Source organism: Serratia sp. S4 (genome assembly GCF_000347995.1).
Classification (GTDB): Bacteria; Pseudomonadota; Gammaproteobacteria; order Enterobacterales; family Enterobacteriaceae; genus Serratia; species Serratia quinivorans.
This window is the reverse complement of the sequence record NZ_KB661120.1, coordinates 3,157,154-3,174,656: the sequence shown is the minus strand read 5'-3', so window position 1 is coordinate 3,174,656 and position 17,503 is coordinate 3,157,154. Positions and strand designations below refer to the sequence as shown.

The 17,503-nt window shown below is 58.1% G+C and carries 11 protein-coding genes; 7 read left to right on the top strand and 4 right to left on the bottom strand.

Translation table 11 applies throughout. From position 1 onward, the window contains the following. Window positions 1–6: 6 nt before the first annotated feature. From ntrB to cobA, 5 genes are read left to right on the top strand one after another with little or no spacing between them, the layout of a single operon-like run. Window positions 7–903: a nitrate ABC transporter permease gene (ntrB, locus tag SERS4_RS0115575; protein ID WP_017893185.1), complete on the top strand. Its 897-nt coding sequence runs from the start codon at window positions 7–9 to the stop codon at window positions 901–903. Between the two features lie 9 nt (window positions 904–912). Continuing rightward, complete coding sequence (locus tag SERS4_RS0115570; RefSeq protein WP_012145630.1) at window positions 913–1,701, top strand: ABC transporter ATP-binding protein; 789 nt, start codon at window positions 913–915, stop codon at window positions 1,699–1,701. A 10-nt stretch (window positions 1,702–1,711) separates the two neighbouring features. Further along, window positions 1,712–5,857: a nitrite reductase large subunit NirB gene (nirB, locus tag SERS4_RS0115565; protein WP_017893184.1), complete on the top strand. Its 4,146-nt coding sequence runs from the start codon at window positions 1,712–1,714 to the stop codon at window positions 5,855–5,857. After that, window positions 5,854–8,505, top strand: a complete 2,652-nt coding sequence (locus SERS4_RS0115560; protein ID WP_017893183.1) for a nitrate reductase — start codon at window positions 5,854–5,856, stop codon at window positions 8,503–8,505. The genes nirB and SERS4_RS0115560 overlap by 4 nt, the downstream gene beginning before the upstream one ends. A gap of 13 nt (window positions 8,506–8,518) precedes the next feature. Next, on the top strand, window positions 8,519–9,334 hold the full coding sequence (cobA, locus tag SERS4_RS0115555) for a uroporphyrinogen-III C-methyltransferase (RefSeq protein ID WP_017893182.1): 816 nt from the start codon (window positions 8,519–8,521) through the stop codon (window positions 9,332–9,334). 4 nt (window positions 9,335–9,338) lie between these two features. Here the strand turns inward: cobA and SERS4_RS0115550 are convergent, their stop codons facing one another. Both SERS4_RS0115550 and SERS4_RS0115545 read right to left on the bottom strand, forming a co-directional pair. Beyond that, window positions 9,339–9,905, bottom strand: coding sequence for a YbhB/YbcL family Raf kinase inhibitor-like protein (locus SERS4_RS0115550; protein WP_017893181.1), 567 nt, complete (start codon window positions 9,903–9,905; stop codon window positions 9,339–9,341). Between the two features lie 134 nt (window positions 9,906–10,039). Further along, window positions 10,040–10,741: an A24 family peptidase gene (locus tag SERS4_RS0115545; RefSeq protein WP_017893180.1), complete on the bottom strand. Its 702-nt coding sequence runs from the start codon at window positions 10,739–10,741 to the stop codon at window positions 10,040–10,042. A gap of 520 nt (window positions 10,742–11,261) precedes the next feature. Here SERS4_RS0115545 and SERS4_RS0115535 point away from each other — a divergent pair. Beyond that, on the top strand, window positions 11,262–12,755 hold the full coding sequence (locus SERS4_RS0115535; RefSeq protein WP_017893178.1) for a YchO/YchP family invasin: 1,494 nt from the start codon (window positions 11,262–11,264) through the stop codon (window positions 12,753–12,755). Here the strand turns inward: SERS4_RS0115535 and narL are convergent. Both narL and narX read right to left on the bottom strand, forming a co-directional pair. Continuing rightward, window positions 12,752–13,402, bottom strand: coding sequence for a two-component system response regulator NarL (narL, locus tag SERS4_RS0115530; RefSeq protein WP_012145623.1), 651 nt, complete (start codon window positions 13,400–13,402; stop codon window positions 12,752–12,754). The two genes, SERS4_RS0115535 and narL, sit on opposite strands and share 4 nt — an antisense overlap. Before the next feature lie 11 nt (window positions 13,403–13,413). Then, window positions 13,414–15,198 carry a nitrate/nitrite two-component system sensor histidine kinase NarX gene (narX, locus tag SERS4_RS0115525; RefSeq protein WP_017893177.1) on the bottom strand — a complete coding sequence of 595 codons (1,785 nt, stop codon included), beginning with the start codon at window positions 15,196–15,198 and terminating at the stop codon, window positions 13,414–13,416. A gap of 361 nt (window positions 15,199–15,559) precedes the next feature. Here narX and SERS4_RS0115520 point away from each other — a divergent pair, with 361 nt between their 5' ends. Continuing rightward, window positions 15,560–16,948, top strand: coding sequence for a NarK family nitrate/nitrite MFS transporter (locus SERS4_RS0115520; RefSeq protein ID WP_017893176.1), 1,389 nt, complete (start codon window positions 15,560–15,562; stop codon window positions 16,946–16,948). Window positions 16,949–17,503: the final 555 nt, after the last annotated feature.

Here is a 17,503-nt window from a genome sequence, read left to right as displayed (position 1 = left end):
TCACCAATGAAAAATCTTGCTGAACGGATCGATATTCCTGCGTCATCGCGGGCAGAAGTCAGTGCGGAAATCGTGCCGCTAAAGCGCCCGGTAATGCCACTGCCGCAGCGCAAAGCCCGCTGGGGTTTGCTGTTACAGCAGGGTTTCCGCCGTGGCGTGCCCGCCGCGTTGGGATTGGTGCTGACTCTGGTGGTCTGGCAGGTTGCGGCGCTTAACAGCAAGGGTTTCCCTACGCCATGGGCCACCTGGCAGGCGGCACTGGTGCTGTTTGCCGACCCATTTTATTCCGCCGGGCCGAACGATCAGGGCATTGGCTGGAACGTACTGGCTTCGCTGCAGCGTGTGGCGACCGGTTTTGGGCTGGCGGCGCTGGTCGGTATTCCGGCCGGTTTTCTGCTGGGGCGCTTTGCGTTTTTGGCCAACATGCTCAACCCGATCATTTCACTGCTGCGCCCGGTCAGTCCGCTGGCCTGGTTGCCGATTGGTCTGCTGCTGTTTCAGCGGGCGGAGCCTGCTTCAACCTGGACCATTTTCATCTGTTCCATCTGGCCGATGATCCTCAACACCGCCGAGGGTGTCACGCGTATTCCGCAGGATTACCTCAACGTGGCGCGGGTGCTCAAACTGTCGGAGTGGACGGTAATGCGAAAAATCCTGTTCCCGGCGGTGCTGCCTTATGTGCTGACCGGTGTTCGCCTGTCGATTGGCATCGCCTGGCTGGTGATTGTGGCGGCGGAAATGCTGACCGGCGGCGTTGGCATCGGTTTTTGGATCTGGAATGAGTGGAACAACCTCAACGTCGAAAACATCATTATTGCCATCATCGTGATCGGTGTGGTCGGGCTGCTGCTCGAACAGGGACTGATGTTACTGGCAAAACGTTTTAGTTATCCGAACCGCTAGGAGTACGCCATGAAACCGATTATTCAGGTCCAGAACGTCAGCCAGCGTTTTGCCACCCCGCAGGGGGAGTTTATTGCGCTGGATCGGGTGAGTTTTGATATTCAGGCCGGGGAAACGCTCAGCCTGATCGGCCACTCCGGCTGCGGTAAATCAACGCTGCTGAATTTGATCGCCGGGCTGACCTTGCCCAGCGACGGCGTGTTGCTGTGTGACAACCGGCAAATCACCGGGCCTGGCCCGGAGCGCGGGGTGGTGTTCCAGAACCATTCGCTGCTGCCGTGGCTGACGACCTACGAGAATGTGGCGCTGGCGGTGCATCAGGTGTTTCGCCATGAGATGACGCGCAGCGAAATGCGCGACTGGATTGAACACAACCTGGCGCTGGTGCATATGAGCCATGCGCTGGACAAACGGCCGCATGAAATCTCCGGTGGTATGAAGCAGCGCGTTGGCATAGCTCGCGCACTGGCGATGAAACCCAAAGTGCTGTTGATGGATGAACCCTTTGGCGCACTGGATGCGTTAACTCGTGCACATCTGCAAGACGCGGTGATGGAAATTCAGCAGCGGCTGCACACCACCATAGTGCTGATTACCCACGACGTCGACGAAGCGGTGCTGCTGTCTGACCGGGTGTTAATGATGACCAACGGTCCGTCGGCCACCGTCGGCGAAATCCTGCCGGTGGCGCTGCCACGCCCGCGTTCACGAGTCGCGCTGGCGGATGACCCGCAATATCACCATTACCGTCGGCAGGTGCTGAAATTCCTTTACGAGAAGCACGCGAAAGCGGCATGAGAGCCGGACGATGGATAAACCCAGACTGGTGGTGATTGGTAACGGCATGGCCGGTATGCGGCTGGTGGAAACCCTGTGTCGGCTGGCGCCAGAGCGTTATGCCATCACGGTGATTGGCGAAGAGCCGCGTGGCAACTACAACCGCATTCTGCTGTCACCGGTGTTGGCAGGGGATAAGGCCTTCAGCGACACCCTGCTGCATGACTATGACTGGTATCGGCAGCAGGGAGTGCAACTGCTGGCCGGGGAACCGGCGCTGGCGGTGGATCGGCAACAAAAGTGGGTGAGTACTGCCCGGCATCGGTTGCCTTATGACCTGCTGGTGTTGGCTACCGGTTCGCGCCCCTTGCTGCCGCCGCTGCCGGGTGGGGCATTGAACGGTATTTATGGCTTCCGCACTCTGGATGATGTTGAAGCGATGATCGCTTGCTGTCGTCCAGGCCGACCGGCGCTGGTGATGGGCGGCGGCGTCTTGGGGATTGAGGCGGCGGCGGCACTGGCGCAGCGCGGCATGAGCGTCACCGTGGTGCACCGGGGCGAGCACCTGATGGAACGTCAGTTGGATGCCCGTGCGGGGCGGATGCTGCAACATAACCTGTTGCAGCGCGGGATCGAATGCTGGCTGAGCTGCGAAGTCAGCCGGTTTCAGGGAAGCGAACGGGTCAGTTCGGCCAGCCTGAGTAACGGCGAGATAGTGGCCTGCGAACTGGTGGTGATCGCCGTCGGGGTGCAGCCGGAAATTAGCCTGGCGCACTCCGCCGGACTGGCCTGCCGGCGCGGCATCGTGATTGACGACCAGATGCAAACGGCAGATCCGGCGGTGTTCGCCATCGGCGAATGTGCTCAGTTTGGCGAGACCACTTTGGGCCTGGTAGCCCCCTGCTGGCAGCAGGCTGAACTGTTGGCGCGGCGGCTGAGTGGGGAGCCGGTGGCGGGCTACCGGCCAACGCCGTTGCATACCCGCCTGAAGGTCAGTGGCGTCGAGGTGTTCAGTGCCGGTGAGATGGCCACAGACGGGCTCACCGAGGTCCATCACGCCGAAGATCCGCAGGCGCAGCATTACCGCCGCCTGCTGGTGCGCGACGGAAAATTACAGGGCGTGGTGTTGTATGGCGACGCTCAGGACAGCCCTTTTTATCTGCAGCAGCTTGGCCTGCCGGCGCAACACCCGGACGACTTGCTGTTTGGCAGCAGCGAACCCGTGACGCCTGCGGCGTCTGACGAGAGGATATCTGATATGCACAAGCCCGTTTTGGTGGTTGCCGGTCACGGCATGGTCGGTCATCACTTCCTGGAACAACTGGTTACGCGCGAGCTGCATTTGCAGTACCACATAGTGGTGTTTGGCGAAGAGCCGGTGGCGGCTTACGACCGGGTACACCTGTCCGAGTTTTTCTCCGGCCGCAGTGCGGACTCGCTGTCGATGGTTGAGGCGGGGTTTTTCGAGCGTAGTGGCATAGAACTGCGGTTGGGGCAGGAGGTGTGCGCTATCGACAGACAACGCAAATGCGTGATTGATGCCGAGGGCCGTGAGACGGCCTATGACCAGTTGGTGCTGGCGACCGGCTCCTATCCGTTTGTACCGCCGATCCCCGGCAACGATCGCCCTGGCTGCCTGGTTTACCGCACGCTCGACGATCTGGCCGCGATCGCAGACTGCGCCAAAACCGCGCGCGTCGGGGTGGTGGTCGGTGGCGGCTTGCTGGGACTGGAGGCTGCCAATGCGTTGCGTCAGCTTGGGCTGAACACCCATGTCGTGGAGTTTGCGCCGCGCCTGATGGGGGTACAGTTGGATGACGGTGGCGCGACCATGCTGCGCAGTAAAATTGAGGCATTGGGCGTCAGTGTGCATACCGGCAAGCAAACTCAGGTGATTATTGAAGGTTCGTTACACCGTCACTGCATGAATTTTGCCGATGGGGAGCAGTTAGAGGCTGATTTAATTCTGTTTTCCGCCGGTATCCGTCCTCGTGATCAGCTTGCCCGCGCTGCCGAACTGGAGGTGGGAGCACGCGGCGGTATTGTGATTGATAGCCAGTGCCGCACCAGCGACGAGGCGATTTATGCCATTGGTGAATGCGCCTTGTGGAACGGACAAATTTTCGGCCTGGTGGCACCGGGCTACCAAATGGCGCGTATCCTGGCCGATCGACTGGCTGGAGGCGAAAACGTGTTCTGTGGCGCGGACATGAGCACCAAACTGAAACTGTTGGGCGTGGAAGTGGCGTCGATCGGTGATGCCCATGCTCACACCCCCGGCAGCCAGAGCTACACCTGGGTCGACGGCCCGCAGCAAGTGTATAAAAAAGTGGTGATTGATGCGGATGGCAAGCGATTGCTGGGGGCGGTGCTGGTGGGCGACAGTGCTGAATACAGCACGCTGCAACAGATGATGCTTAACTGTCTGCCGTTACCCACCACCCCGGAAAGCCTGATTTTACCCGCAACGGCGGGGGCTGCGCCGAAAGCGCTGGGCGTTTCCGCCTTGCCGGCCACGGCGCAGATCTGTTCTTGCCATAACGTCAGCAAGGGCGATATCAGTGACGCGGTGGAGCAGGGTTGCGGCGATTTGACGGCGGTAAAAGCCTGCACCAAAGCGGGTACCGGCTGTGGCGGCTGTTCGGCGCTGGTAAAACAGCTGATGGAACACGAATTGCAGCAGCGCGGCGTGGTGGTGAAGAAAGACATTTGCGAGCATTTCGCCCATTCACGCCAGGAGCTGTATCACCTGGTCCGCGTTGGCAACATCCGCACCTTTGACGAGTTGCTGGCCCGACATGGTCATGGGTATGGCTGTGAGGTGTGCAAACCGCTGGCGGGGTCGATTCTGGCTTCGTGCTGGAACGAATATCTGCTAAAGCCGCAGCATCTGCCGTTGCAGGATACCAACGATCGCTTTTTTGCCAATATCCAGAAAGATGGCACCTATTCGGTGGTACCGCGGGTACCGGCCGGGGAAATTACTCCGCAAGGATTGATCGCCATCGGCCAAATCGCTCTGCGCTATCAGCTCTACACCAAGATTACCGGCGGCCAGCGGGTTGACCTGTTCGGCGCCCGGCTGGAGCAATTGCCGGAGATTTGGCAGCAGCTGGTCGACGCCGGATTTGAAACCGGGCATGCCTACGGCAAGTCACTGCGCACGGTGAAATCTTGCGTCGGCTCCAGTTGGTGCCGCTATGGCGTGCAGGATTCCACCGCGCTGGCTATCGAGCTGGAGCATCGTTACAAGGGGTTGCGGTCGCCGCATAAAATCAAGATGGCGGTTTCCGGCTGCACGCGAGAGTGTGCGGAGGCGCAGAGCAAAGACGTCGGGGTCATTGCCACCGAGAAAGGCTGGAACCTGTACCTGTGCGGCAACGGCGGCATGAAACCGCGCCATGCCGATTTATTTGCCAGCGATCTTGATACCGCCACGCTGATCCGCACGGTCGACCGTTTCCTGATGTTCTACATTCGTACCGCCGATCGTCTACAGCGCACCAGCACCTGGATGGACAACCTGGAAGGCGGGCTGGACTACCTGCGTGATGTGGTTTTGCAGGACAGCCTGGGGATCGGTAGCGAATTGGATGCCGAAATGGAAACTGTGGTCAGTCATTACCAATGTGAATGGCAAACCACGCTCGCCAGCCCGGATCGCCTCAAGCTGTTCCGTCCGTTTGTTAACAGCGAACAGCCGGATGAGGCCATAGTCTGGCAGGCGGAGCGCGGACAACGTCGCCCGGCGGCAGGAGTGGAACGCGGGCAGGTGATTGAGGTGCAACCGGCGGTGGCCGCCCAGCAACAGTGGCTGGATGTCTGTGCGCTGGCGGAAATCCCGATCAACGCCGGCATTGCCGCCCGGCTGGGGCAGCGGCAGATTGCGCTATTCCATCTGGCGGACAAGGGCGTTTATGCGTTGGCCAATCAGGAACCGGACAGTGACGCCAACGTGCTGGCACGCGGGCTGTTGGGGGACGTAGCCGGTGAGCCGGTGGTGATTTCTCCGCTATACAAACAGCGTTTTCGTTTGAGTGACGGTATCTGTGCAGATAATGCCGGGCGTGCCGTCACCGCCTGGCCGGTCCGGGTAGAAGCAGGCCGTGTGTGGGTATGCAGTACGCCACTGTCGATACAGGCCAAACTGCCAGAAACGGCGGAAGTGACGTCATGAGCGCCGTACATTGCACCACCTGTCCCTACTGTGGCGTGGGCTGCGGGGTCGCCATTGAACAGCACAGCAACGGTGAACTGACGGTCGGCGGCGACGTTACGCATCCGGCCAATCAGGGACGGCTGTGTGTCAAAGGCAGCGCTCTGGGCGAGACGCTGAGCCTGACGGGCCGCCTGTTACAGCCGCAGGTCGATGGCCTGCCGGTTAGCTGGGATCAGGCGCTTGAGCAGGTGGCACAGCGTTTTAGCCAGATTATTGAGCAATATGGCCCGCAGGCGGTGGCGTTTTATGCTTCCGGTCAGCTGCTGACCGAAGATTATTACGTGGCAAACAAACTGATGAAGGGATTTATTGGTGCGGCCAATATCGACACCAACTCCCGGCTGTGCATGGCGTCGGCGGTAGTCGGCTACAAGCGGGCATTCGGCGGGGATGTGGTGCCTTGTTGTTATGAAGATATCGAACAGGCGGATCTGGTGATATTGACCGGTTCCAACACCGCCTGGGCGCATCCGGTGGTCTACCAACGGTTGGTGAAGGCCCGTAAGTTGCGCCCGCAAATGCGGGTGGTGGTGATTGACCCGCGTGAGACGGCGACCTGCGATATTGCCGACTTGCATTTGCCGCTGCGGCCCGGCAGCGATGCGGCTTTGTTTACCGGAGGGCTGCACTGGCTGGCTGAACAGCAGGCTCTGGATACCGCCTTTTTGCAACGGCATGCCAGCGGCACAGAGGCTACGCTGGCAGCGGCGGCGGATTGGACACCACGGCGGGTGGCCGATTTTTGCGAACTGCCACTGAGTGCCGTGCTGGCGTTTTTCCACCTGCTGACCGCGTCCCACAACTGGGTCACGCTCTATTCGATGGGCATTAACCAGTCTGCCAGTGGCGCGGATAAATGCAATGCGATTATCAATCTGCACCTGGCGGGAGGGCGCATTGGCCGCGCTGGCAGCGGCCCGTTTTCGATCACCGGTCAACCCAATGCCATGGGCGGACGGGAAGTCGGTGGATTAGCCAATCAGTTGGCGGCGCATATGACGTTCAACCCCGAAGACACCGACCGGGTACAGCGTTTTTGGCAGTCGCCACGCATCGCCCAACAACCGGGGCTGAATGCGGTGGATTTATTTCAGGCGATCGCCGCCGGGCAGGTAAAGGCGGTGTGGATTATGGGCACCAACCCGGTGGTTTCCCTGCCGGATGCCGATGCAGTCAGGCAGGCGCTAAAAAATTGCCCGCTGGTGGTGGTGTCCGAAGTGATGGCGATGACCGATACCGCCGAACTGGCACATATCCGCCTGCCGGCATTGGCCTGGGGAGAAAAGGAGGGCAGCGTGACCAATTCCGAACGCTGTATTTCACGCCAGCGCGCCTTTCTGCCGGCGCCGGGGCAAGCCCGTGCCGACTGGTGGATCCTTAGCCAGGTTGCGCAGCGTATGGGGTATGGTACGGCCTTTGGCTATCAACATCCTTCGGAGATATTCAGTGAGCACGCGGCGCTGTCAGGATTTGAAAATAACGGCACGCGCGCGTTCGATATCAGTCAACTGGCGGGATGGGATCTACAGCAATGGTTGCAGATGGCACCGGTACAGTGGCCGGTCAATACTCGGCATCCTGTGGGTTGTCGACGAATGTTTGACGACGGGCGTTTTTTCCATGCCGATGGCAAGGCGCGACTGCTGCCGGTGACGCCACGCTTGCCGCAGAATGCGCTATCACCCGGTTATCCACTGGTGCTGAACACCGGTCGCATCCGCGATCAGTGGCACACCATGACGCGCACCGGCAAGGCCGCGCGGCTGATGCGCCATTTGAGCGAACCCTACTGCGAAATACACCCGCAGGATGCGGTCGAACTGGGAATTGCCGATAGCAGTCTGGTTCGCCTGAGCTCGCCCCACGGCTGGATGCTGGCGCGTGCACAGTACCATCCGGGGCAGCGGCGCGGTAGCCTGTTTGCGCCGATGCACTGGAACGGTCAATTCACCGCGCAGGGTCGGGTCGACAGCCTGATCCCGCCGATAGTGGATGCCGACTCCGGTCAGCCGGAAAGCAAGCATGCGCCAGTGCGGGTCAGCCATTGGCCCACGAGCTGGCAGGCGGAAATTTTTATTCGTGCCGAGGTTGCCGCCCCCAAGGGTATCTACTGGAGCCGGGTCGCGCAGGACGGTTTGACTCACTACATTATGGCCGGGCAGCGGCCGGTTGAAGACTGGCAAGCCTGGTTACGACGGCATTTCTCGCTGGAGGGCATGACGCTGCAAACGGCACAGTTGGCCCAGCGCGGTCTGCACCTGATTGGCTGGCGGCAGGGCGAGGTGCAATTGGCGTTTTATGTTCGCCAGCAGGCCCCGCAGCTGGATCGCCCGGCGATCCTCCGCGCCTTTGAACAGGCTCCCACCGCAGGGGCGGAACGGCTGGCACTGCTGGCGGGGTGTGGTGCGCCAGGCCAGTCAGCGGCTGGTGCCACGATTTGTAGCTGTTTCGGCGTGGGCGAGAATCGCGTCATTGCGGCCATCCAGGCAGGTTGCCACAGCGCAGAGGCATTGGGCGCCCGTCTGCAATGCGGCACCAACTGTGGCTCCTGCCTACCGGAGCTAAAAAAACTGATTCAACAGCATGCATCCCAACGGGTGGCCTAGCGGAGGTAGTGAGATGAACAATATAGATAAACTGATGCTGGCCGGAGATCTGCGCCAGCCGGTACGTAACGGTGAAGTGTGGCTGGTGGGCGCCGGGCCGGGGGATGCGGAGTTACTGACGTTAAAGGCATTACGGGTCATCCGGCAGGCGGACGTGGTGGTGTTCGATCGTCTGGTTTCCCCGGCGGTAATGGCCTTGCTGCCGCCGGAGGCGCTGCGCATTGACGTAGGTAAGTCCATGGGCTGCCACACGCTGTCGCAAAAGCAGATCGATCACCTGTTGGTCGAATTGGCCCTGTCCGGTAATCGGGTGGTACGCCTCAAGGGTGGGGATCCGTTTATTTTTGGTCGCGGCGGGGAAGAGATGGTTGAATTGCAGCGCCATGGCGTGGTCTGCCATGTGGTGCCGGGTATCACTGCCGCCAGCGGTTGTGCGGCGGCGAGTGGTATCCCGCTGACACACCGCGATTACGCTCAATCGGTGCGTTTTGTCACCGGCCATTGCCGTAACGGTGAGGTGAGTCTGGACTGGCACGGCCTGGTCTCTGCGGGGCAGACGCTGGTGTTTTATATGGGGCTGACATTAAGCGAAACCATTGCCACGCAACTGATGCGCCATGGCATGGCTGCACAGACGCCGTTGGCCATTATTGAACGTGGCACGCTACCGCAGCAGCGGGTATTAACCGGTACGCTGTCAGAATTACCGCTGTTAATTACCCGTCAGCGGCCGGTTTCACCCAGCCTGCTGGTGATTGGTGAGGTGGTCAGCCTGTACCGCGCGCCGGCTATTGTCGCTGAGATGCCGACAGAGGCGTTGACCGCCTGAGCCGCTATTGGCCGAAGCGACCGATAATGCCCGCACCGCCCTTGGCGTGGCCCTGTAATTTCTCCAGTAGCTGTTCGCGGGTAAGCCCCGGCCCGAGCGCGTGGGGGGGCAGATCGGTTGCGATCAACACAAAGGTATAGTGGTGAAGCCCGGACCCCGCTGGAGGACAGGGACCATGATAAACCGAGGTGCCCGGTGAGTTTTTGCCACCGACAAAGCCTTTGCCCTGGGTGAGATCGCCCTCGGCGAAGCCGCTGGCGTTGGCAGGTATGCCATAGGCCACTAAATGGCTAACGCCCAGACCTGCCCGGCCCTCGGGATCGGACAGCAGCAGGGCGAAACTTTTGGTGTCTGCCGGTGGGTTGGCCCAGCTTAGCGGCGGCGAAACATTGTCGCCGGTGCAACTGGCGTTGCCCGGTGTAGCTCCGGCATATTTCTGCGCCAGCGAGCCACCATCCTGGAATGCCGGTGAGCTGAGGGTAAAGGTGCCGGCGGCCTGTGCCGCGAACGACAGCGAACCGCTGGCCAATGCCGCGCTGAGCGCGAGTGCAGATAAACCACGACCTGACATACAACCTCCTGTGTTGATTTGGGTAAACCCCGTTTTGCCTTGGGCAAAGCATAGTGCTGCAGGCGGAGGGGCGCCATAACAGCTACGCCAACAGTAGGCTATAACAGCGACATAACGGCCGGGCCAGTCTGGTATCAGGGTGAAATAAGGTGAAATGCTGTGATTTCTCCGCTGAAAGATGAAGGGCCGCTATCGGCGGTCGCCAACAGAACCAACCAGCCTGAAAGCGCCAGATAAAGGCCAAAGGGCAGCGTATCCTGCCTGCCGGGCTTGCGTAGTAAACAGGCTATTGCCGTAGCGCACAACCCGGCCGCTGCGGCGCCGCTGACCAGCATCGGCAGGGCGGCCCAGCCGGTCCAGGCACCCAGTGCCGCCAACAGTTTAAAATCCCCTTGGCCGATACCGTCCGTTTTCCGCCTGCGGCGATAAGCCACATTGAGCAACCACAGCGAAAGATAACCGATACAGGCCCCGCTCACCGCTTCGGTCAGCGAAACAAAATAGCCTTGCTGATTGACCAATAGCCCGGCCCATAGCAGCGGTTGGGTCAGGCGATCCGGTAATAGTCGCTGTTGCCAGTCAATGAGAGCCAGCGCCAGTAATATCGCCGCTGCCGGCAGCAGCAATAGCCGTTGTAGCAGTGGAATATTGAAAGGCAGGGCCGCCAGCCCGGCACTGACGGCAATCAACATTAGCGTGCGTTCCCTCGGTAGCGGGTGTTGCGTCAAGCCTGGTGAGAGGATGCCGATCAGTCTGGTGGCGAGCACTGCGGGCAGTAACATGGCCGGGATAAACAGGCCGCGAAACCAGAAATCGAGCTGAGGATTATCGAACATAAAAGCTTCCTTACCGGTCTGAAATTAGCGTTCAAAATAGCGGCAAAAAGGGTTTCATGCAGAGCGAATGTTTTATCGATTACCGGTATTGCGCAGGGGGCCGCAATCCACGGTTAAGTGCCAGGTGAAATACACTGAAATTGCGAATTGCTACGCATAATCAATAGATTAATTTCTTGGTGAATTTAAATTTGCGGTTTTTTTCGGCAAAATCAGCGATGAAATAAAGTGAATTCTCGTTTTCAGCCGCAAGAGTTTCAGCGTTTTTCTGGCACTCCATCACCGACTGAAATAATTGAAGGTCATGTGACGTTGTCACTAAATTAAATGAGGTTTATCCGATTGTTTCTGATGATAAAGCCATTAGACTTTAGGGTTCATGATGCAGTTTGGCTCGCAACTGCCCGTTAGGGGCAAAATGCCAGACTGCGCAAAGTTTGGGTGGTCTGTCGTCTGGAGTGATGGCAGCAAGAAAGGGTTTATTTGCCAACCCTCTGGATCAAGGGGTGGCGACTGTGCAATGACAGACGTTATTCATAAAGCGCGTTACCGATTGAAAAAAGTTGTGCCTTTTGCCGCGGGTTGTTTACCGGTGATGGGGTTGGCGTGGCTATGCGGCGCGTTGCCCGCCTACGCCGAATCGCCACCCGCACCGGACTCGGTTGTTCAGCAACCGGCCAACGATTTGCCGGAACTGGGCGGCAATGCTTCCAATGACGCCGAGCGCGAAAAAGAGTGGGCCACCATGGCCAAACAGCTGGGCGAACGTAACCTGAATAACGTTTCGAGCCAACAGGTGCGTACCCGTGCCGAGAGTTATGCGGTCGGTCAGGCCAGCAGCGTGCTGCAACAGCAGGCCCAGGAACTGCTTTCACCGTTGGGTAACGCCAAACTGTCGCTGGTGATGTCCGACCAGGGGGATTTTACCGGTAGCAGCGGCCAGTTGTTCAGCCCGCTGTATGACGTTAACGGCTTGCTGACCTACAGCCAACTCGGCCTGTTGCAGCAAACCGAGGGTTCGCTGGGTAATTTTGGCCTCGGCCAGCGTTGGGTCGCCGGCGATTGGCTGTTGGGGTATAACACGGTGCTCGACAGCGATTTCGAGCGCCATCATAACCGTGCCAGCCTGGGGGCCGAAGCCTGGGGAGATTTCCTGCGTTTTTCCGCCAACTATTACTATCCGCTGTCGGCGCTGGCGCAACAGAGGGATAACGCCCAGTTCCTCAGCCGTCCGGCGAGCGGATATGACATCACCACTCAGGGCTACCTGCCGTTTTACCGCCAGATTGGCGGCTCGCTCAGCTATGAACAGTACTGGGGTGAGAACGTCGATCTGTTTGGCAGCGGCAAAAAGCAAAATGACCCGCGTGCCATGCAACTGGGGGTGAATTACACCCCGGTACCCCTGGTGACGGTGAAAGCGTTGCACAAGATGGGGGAAGGTGGGGTAAGTCAGGATCAGGTCGAGCTGGCGTTAAATTATCGGCTTGGTGTACCGCTGGTGAAGCAGATTTCGCCGGAATATGTTGCTCAGGCCAAGTCGCTGCGTGGCAGTCGTTATGACAACATCGAACGGAAAAATGTGCCGGTGATGGCGTTTAAACAGCGTAAAACGCTGCAAGTGTTCCTGGCCACGCCGCCATGGCGCCTGCAACCGGGAGAAACCTTGCCGCTGGTGCTGGAAATCAAAACCACCAACAAAATTACCCGGGTCAGTTGGCAGGGAGATACACAGGCACTAAGCCTGACGCCGTCGCAAAACGGTAACGATCCACATGGCTGGAGCCTGATTGTGCCGCAATGGGATGACTCACCGGATGCCGCCAACCGCTACCACCTGTCGGTGACGCTGGAAGATGACAAACAGCAATTGGTGACCTCTAACTGGATCCAACTGCAGGTGACGCCGCCTTTGACCGTTTCATCTGAAATAGAGCAGGGGCTGCCACCGGCAAAAGTACTGCAACCACCGACTATCCCGGCAGAAACCGGGCCGTTGAACGGCAGTGATTAACCGTTTTTTCCCTGCAGTACCCAGACGGCGGCTTCAACGCGCGATTTCAGCTTCATTTTTTTCAACAGGTGTTTGACGTGCACCTTGACGGTGCTTTCGGTGATGGTCAGCTTACGGGCGATCATCTTGTTCGGCAGACCCTGGGCGATCAGTTTGAGAATGTCACGCTCACGTGGCGTCAACTGCTGGATATCGCGTTCGGCGCTGGGGCGGTTCTCACGCAGGCTGGCCGCCAGGATCGGCGTCAACGCCTCGCTTAACACCATCTGACCGGCCGCCGCCTGATGCAGGGCTTTCAGCAACTCCTCTGGCTCCATATCCTTCAGCAGATAGCCGTCGGCACCGCGTTTTAGCGCGCTGACTACGTCATCCTCGTGATTAGACACGCTAAACACCACAATGCGCCCAGAGAGCGCAGTCATGCGCAAGCGATCCAGCGTCTCCAGGCCATTGATGCCCGGCATGTTCAGATCGAGCAGGATCAGATCCGGGTCATGCTCTTCGGCCAGTGCGACACCCTGTTCGCCGTTGCCGGCTTCAGCGATCACCTGCAGGCGGGAGTCCATGCCGATGAGCTGTTTTACGCCATTGCGCAGCATCGGGTGGTCATCAATCAATAAAATAGTGGCGGCAGTTTCGGTGGTCATGGTTTCTCCCATTAGTCGATGGCGTGGTTGTCCGGTTTAAATACCACCCGGACCTCAGTGCCGCCGCCGCTGCGGGGTAAAATCTCGCAGCGGCCGTGCAGGCTTTTGGCGCGATCGCGCATAATTATCAGGCCGTAGTGATCGGGGCGATCGGTGTCTGGCGGCAATCCGCAGCCGTTATCGCAGACGCTCAGCGTGACCTCGCCTCGTTGATTGACTACCTGAATGCTCACCTGGCTGGCCTGAGCATGTTTGTTGATGTTGCTTAACGCTTCGCGGGCAATTTGCAGCAGGTGGATAGCCTGATAAGCGGGCACCGTACGCGGCGTTAACTGATAGTCGAGCTGGATGGAAATGCCGAGCCGTTGGCTAAACTCCTGCACCGTCGACTGCAAGGCTGCCAGCAGTCCTGGCTCTGTCAGCCGCAGGCGGAAGGTGGTCAAGAGTTCACGCAACTGGCGGTAGGCGATGTTTAACTCTTCGCGCATCTGTTGTACCAGCGCCAGGTTGGCGGGTGAAAGTTCGGCCCCCTGCATTTGCAGGCAACTGGTTTGCATCTTCAGGCACGATAATGATTGGGCAATAGAGTCATGCAACTCACGGGCTATCGCCGCGCGTTCTTCCATCAGCATCAACTGCTGTTGATGATCCACCTGGCGCTCAATCGCCAGCACGCTGGTCAACTGTTCGACCAGGGTACTCATCAACTGCCGATCCTCGTCATTCAGCGGGCGCTGTGGCGCATGTTGCGCAACGATCACCCCGTAATCTCCCAGTTTGTCACTCAGGCTCCAGCTCAGCGAAGGATGATCGGCATGTTGCTGATTGTCGTCGCTCAGGCAGGCGCTGCACACCGGATTATTGCAATATTCCGGCCGCAACGGCTGGTTGCCGCATAGCTGTACAAACTGTTCCTGACTGTTGTTTTCGTACAGGCGTACCTGGATGGCGCGCAGTGGCGTCAGGGTTTGCAACTGATTGAGGATCGGTGTCAGGCGGCTGCACAATGGTTCGTTGGCATGCAACTGACGGCTGGCGTGATACAAAAAGCCCAGCACCTGATTCTTTTGCTGCAGATCGGCGGTTTTTTCTGCCACCCGCTGCTCCAGCCCGTTGTACATGGTAGCCAATTCGTCGGACATGGTGTTCAACGCGCCGCCGAGTGAGGCCATTTCATCCTGATGGCCACGCTGGGCAAAACGGCGGCTGAAATCGCCGCGACCCGCTGACAGCGCCATCGCCACCAATTGACGCCACGGATGCAGCAGACGACGGCGCAGGTAACAGATAGTCCCCACCAGCAGCAGCAGCGTCAGCGCGATAAACACCGCCTGTACCAGCGTCACCGTCAGCAGTCGCCGCTCGGTATGGTGGTCAATATCCGAGACCAGCGTATCGAGCAGGGAAACGAAATGTACCACCTGCGGGGTTGCCTCCGCTGGTTGCCGGGCTGCCCGCAACCTTGGCAGCAGGGTTTCTTGCCAGTAATTATTCAGCGCCTGAAACTGTTCGGTCAGTTGCTCTTGCGTCACTGAACGCTGAAGATCGGGACTGTTGGCATCCTGATCCAACTCACGGATCAGTGCTTCGCTGTGTGCATTCAACGGCACCTGAGCCAGCAGGCGATAACTTTGCATTCGCAGCGAACCGGCTTTGTTGATGGCATGCGCGTTGCCCTGAATGCTTTGCGACATCCAGGCTGAAATGCTCATACCGGCCACGCCCAGTATCCCCAGCAGCAACATCAGGACGGCCACCTGATTCACGATGGAAAGTGGTGCTAACAGGCGTTTCATAGGTTTTGGGTCCCCGAAGGCAGAGCAAGATACGGCTGGTAACCAGAGGACAACGCAGGTGGCATCAGCGGGTGTGGTAACGATTCCGCGTTATTTTTCATCATACCCGGCGATAACCCCATACCTCTAACGAAGTACCCACTAGTTTCCCGTCTGCCTTGCCGGCCGCTGCCAATGGCGTTGAGTAATAGCCAATAGATTGATTTTCAATGTTTTAAATCTATGCGGAGAGTTACTCATAAAGGGATGGCGGGGCTTTTCTGGCGGTTGGCTACCTGCATCCGGGTTGATTTACATCAACTTTGCCGTAGGGGCCGCCGCCTAGGGTGGGCGAAGTTATCATCCTGTGTCTGAGGTTTTTATGTCGCAATCTGCAACGTCATTATCAAAACAAACAGGCGCGGTTATTCAGGACTGGCAGCCTGAGGATGCCGCATTCTGGCAACAACGCGGCCAACGTATCGCCAACCGCAACCTGTGGATTTCCATTCCTTGCCTGCTATTGGCTTTCTGCGTCTGGATGCTGTTTAGCGCGGTCGCGGTCAATTTGAATAAGGTTGGCTTTAATTTCACCACCGATCAGCTGTTTATGCTCACCGCGTTACCTTCCGTTTCTGGCGCTATCCTGCGTGTGCCTTATTCCTTTGTGATCCCGATATTCGGCGGCCGTCGCTGGACGGCGATCAGCACCTGCCTGCTGCTGGTACCCTGCCTGTGGCTGGGGTTTGCGGTGCAGGACGCGAGCACGCCATATAGCGTGTTTGTGATTATCTCTTTACTGTGTGGTTTTGCCGGGGCCAACTTTGCCTCCAGCATGGCCAATATCAGCTTCTTCTTTCCAAAGGCCAGACAGGGCGGCGCACTGGGCCTGAATGGCGGCCTGGGCAACCTGGGCGTTAGCGTGATGCAGTTGGTGGCTCCACTGGCCATCTCTGTTGCCATCTTTGGCGCCTTTGGTGGTACCGGTCAGGTACAGGCTGATGGCAGCTCACTGTGGCTGGAGAACGCCGCCTGGATTTGGGTACCTTTCCTGCTGGTCGGTACGCTGGCGGCCTGGTTCGGTATGAACGATCTGGCGGCCTCCAAAGCGTCGCTGCGTCAGCAACTGCCGGTACTCAAACGCGGTCACCTGTGGGTGTTAAGCCTGCTGTACCTCGCCACCTTTGGTTCCTTTATCGGTTTTTCCGCCGGTTTTGCCATGCTGTCCAAAACCCAGTTCCCGGACGTGGTGATTTTGCATTATGCCTTCTTCGGTCCGTTCCTTGGCGCTCTGGCACGGCCGGTGGGCGGGGCACTGTCGGATCGCTTCGGCGGCATTCGCGTCACGCTGATTAACTTTGTGCTGATGGCCGTGTTTGCTGCGTTGCTGTTCCTGACCTTACCGGGAGCAGGGCATACGGGCTCGTTTATCGCATTTTATAGCGTCTTTATGCTGCTGTTCCTCACTGCTGGATTGGGCAGTGGTTCCACCTTCCAGATGATTGCCGTGATCTTCCGTAAAATTACCGTAGATCGGGTTAAGGCCAGCGGCGGCAGTGACGAAAGCGCTCAACGCGAAGCGGTTACCGATTCCGCGGCAGCTCTGGGCTTTATCTCGGCGATCGGGGCCGCAGGCGGCTTCTTTATCCCAAAAGCCTTTGGCACTTCCCTGGCGTTGACTGGCTCTCCGGCGGGGGCGATGAAAATCTTCCTGGTGTTCTACGTGGTCTGTGTGCTGGTCACCTGGGTCGTCTACGGCCGTAAAAAATAGTTCACACAACCCCAGTTCCTCCCCGGCAGGGGAGGCGCTATTTCCCTTCTTTGCCATGTGAAGTTTTACTCCCTCAGTGAAATCCCTGTCGCTTTAGGTAATATTCTTATTATCGCACGCCATTTTTCCCTTTGTTTATAGGCCTCTCTCTCAAACTGTGCTTTTCACTTTAGATAGACGGTTTTTTTTCTGTTGGTTATTTTTCATTTCCCAGTCGAATTCCTTACGAAAATAAAGCACTGTTTATGACCCATAGCGTGATAATAATTTTTGGTTTTTTCGTTGCCCGAGAATTATCTCACCAAGTTAACAATAGTCCTTTGTATTTGGTGCTATATTTTAACCTGGTGCCCTGTGAAGGATTAAATCAGACAACTCTCATTCTGTTTTGACAGGCTTTTTGTAGGCTGTCTGGCAATCGGATTAGGTGGAAAAACAGGTGATATTCTTCAAAGGCAGGGTAGGATTTCACAATTTCACTTAGCTAACAAATTGATAACATATTTTTATTTTGATTTAAAAACAGCATGTTGGCTGTATTTTATTGCCGGTAAG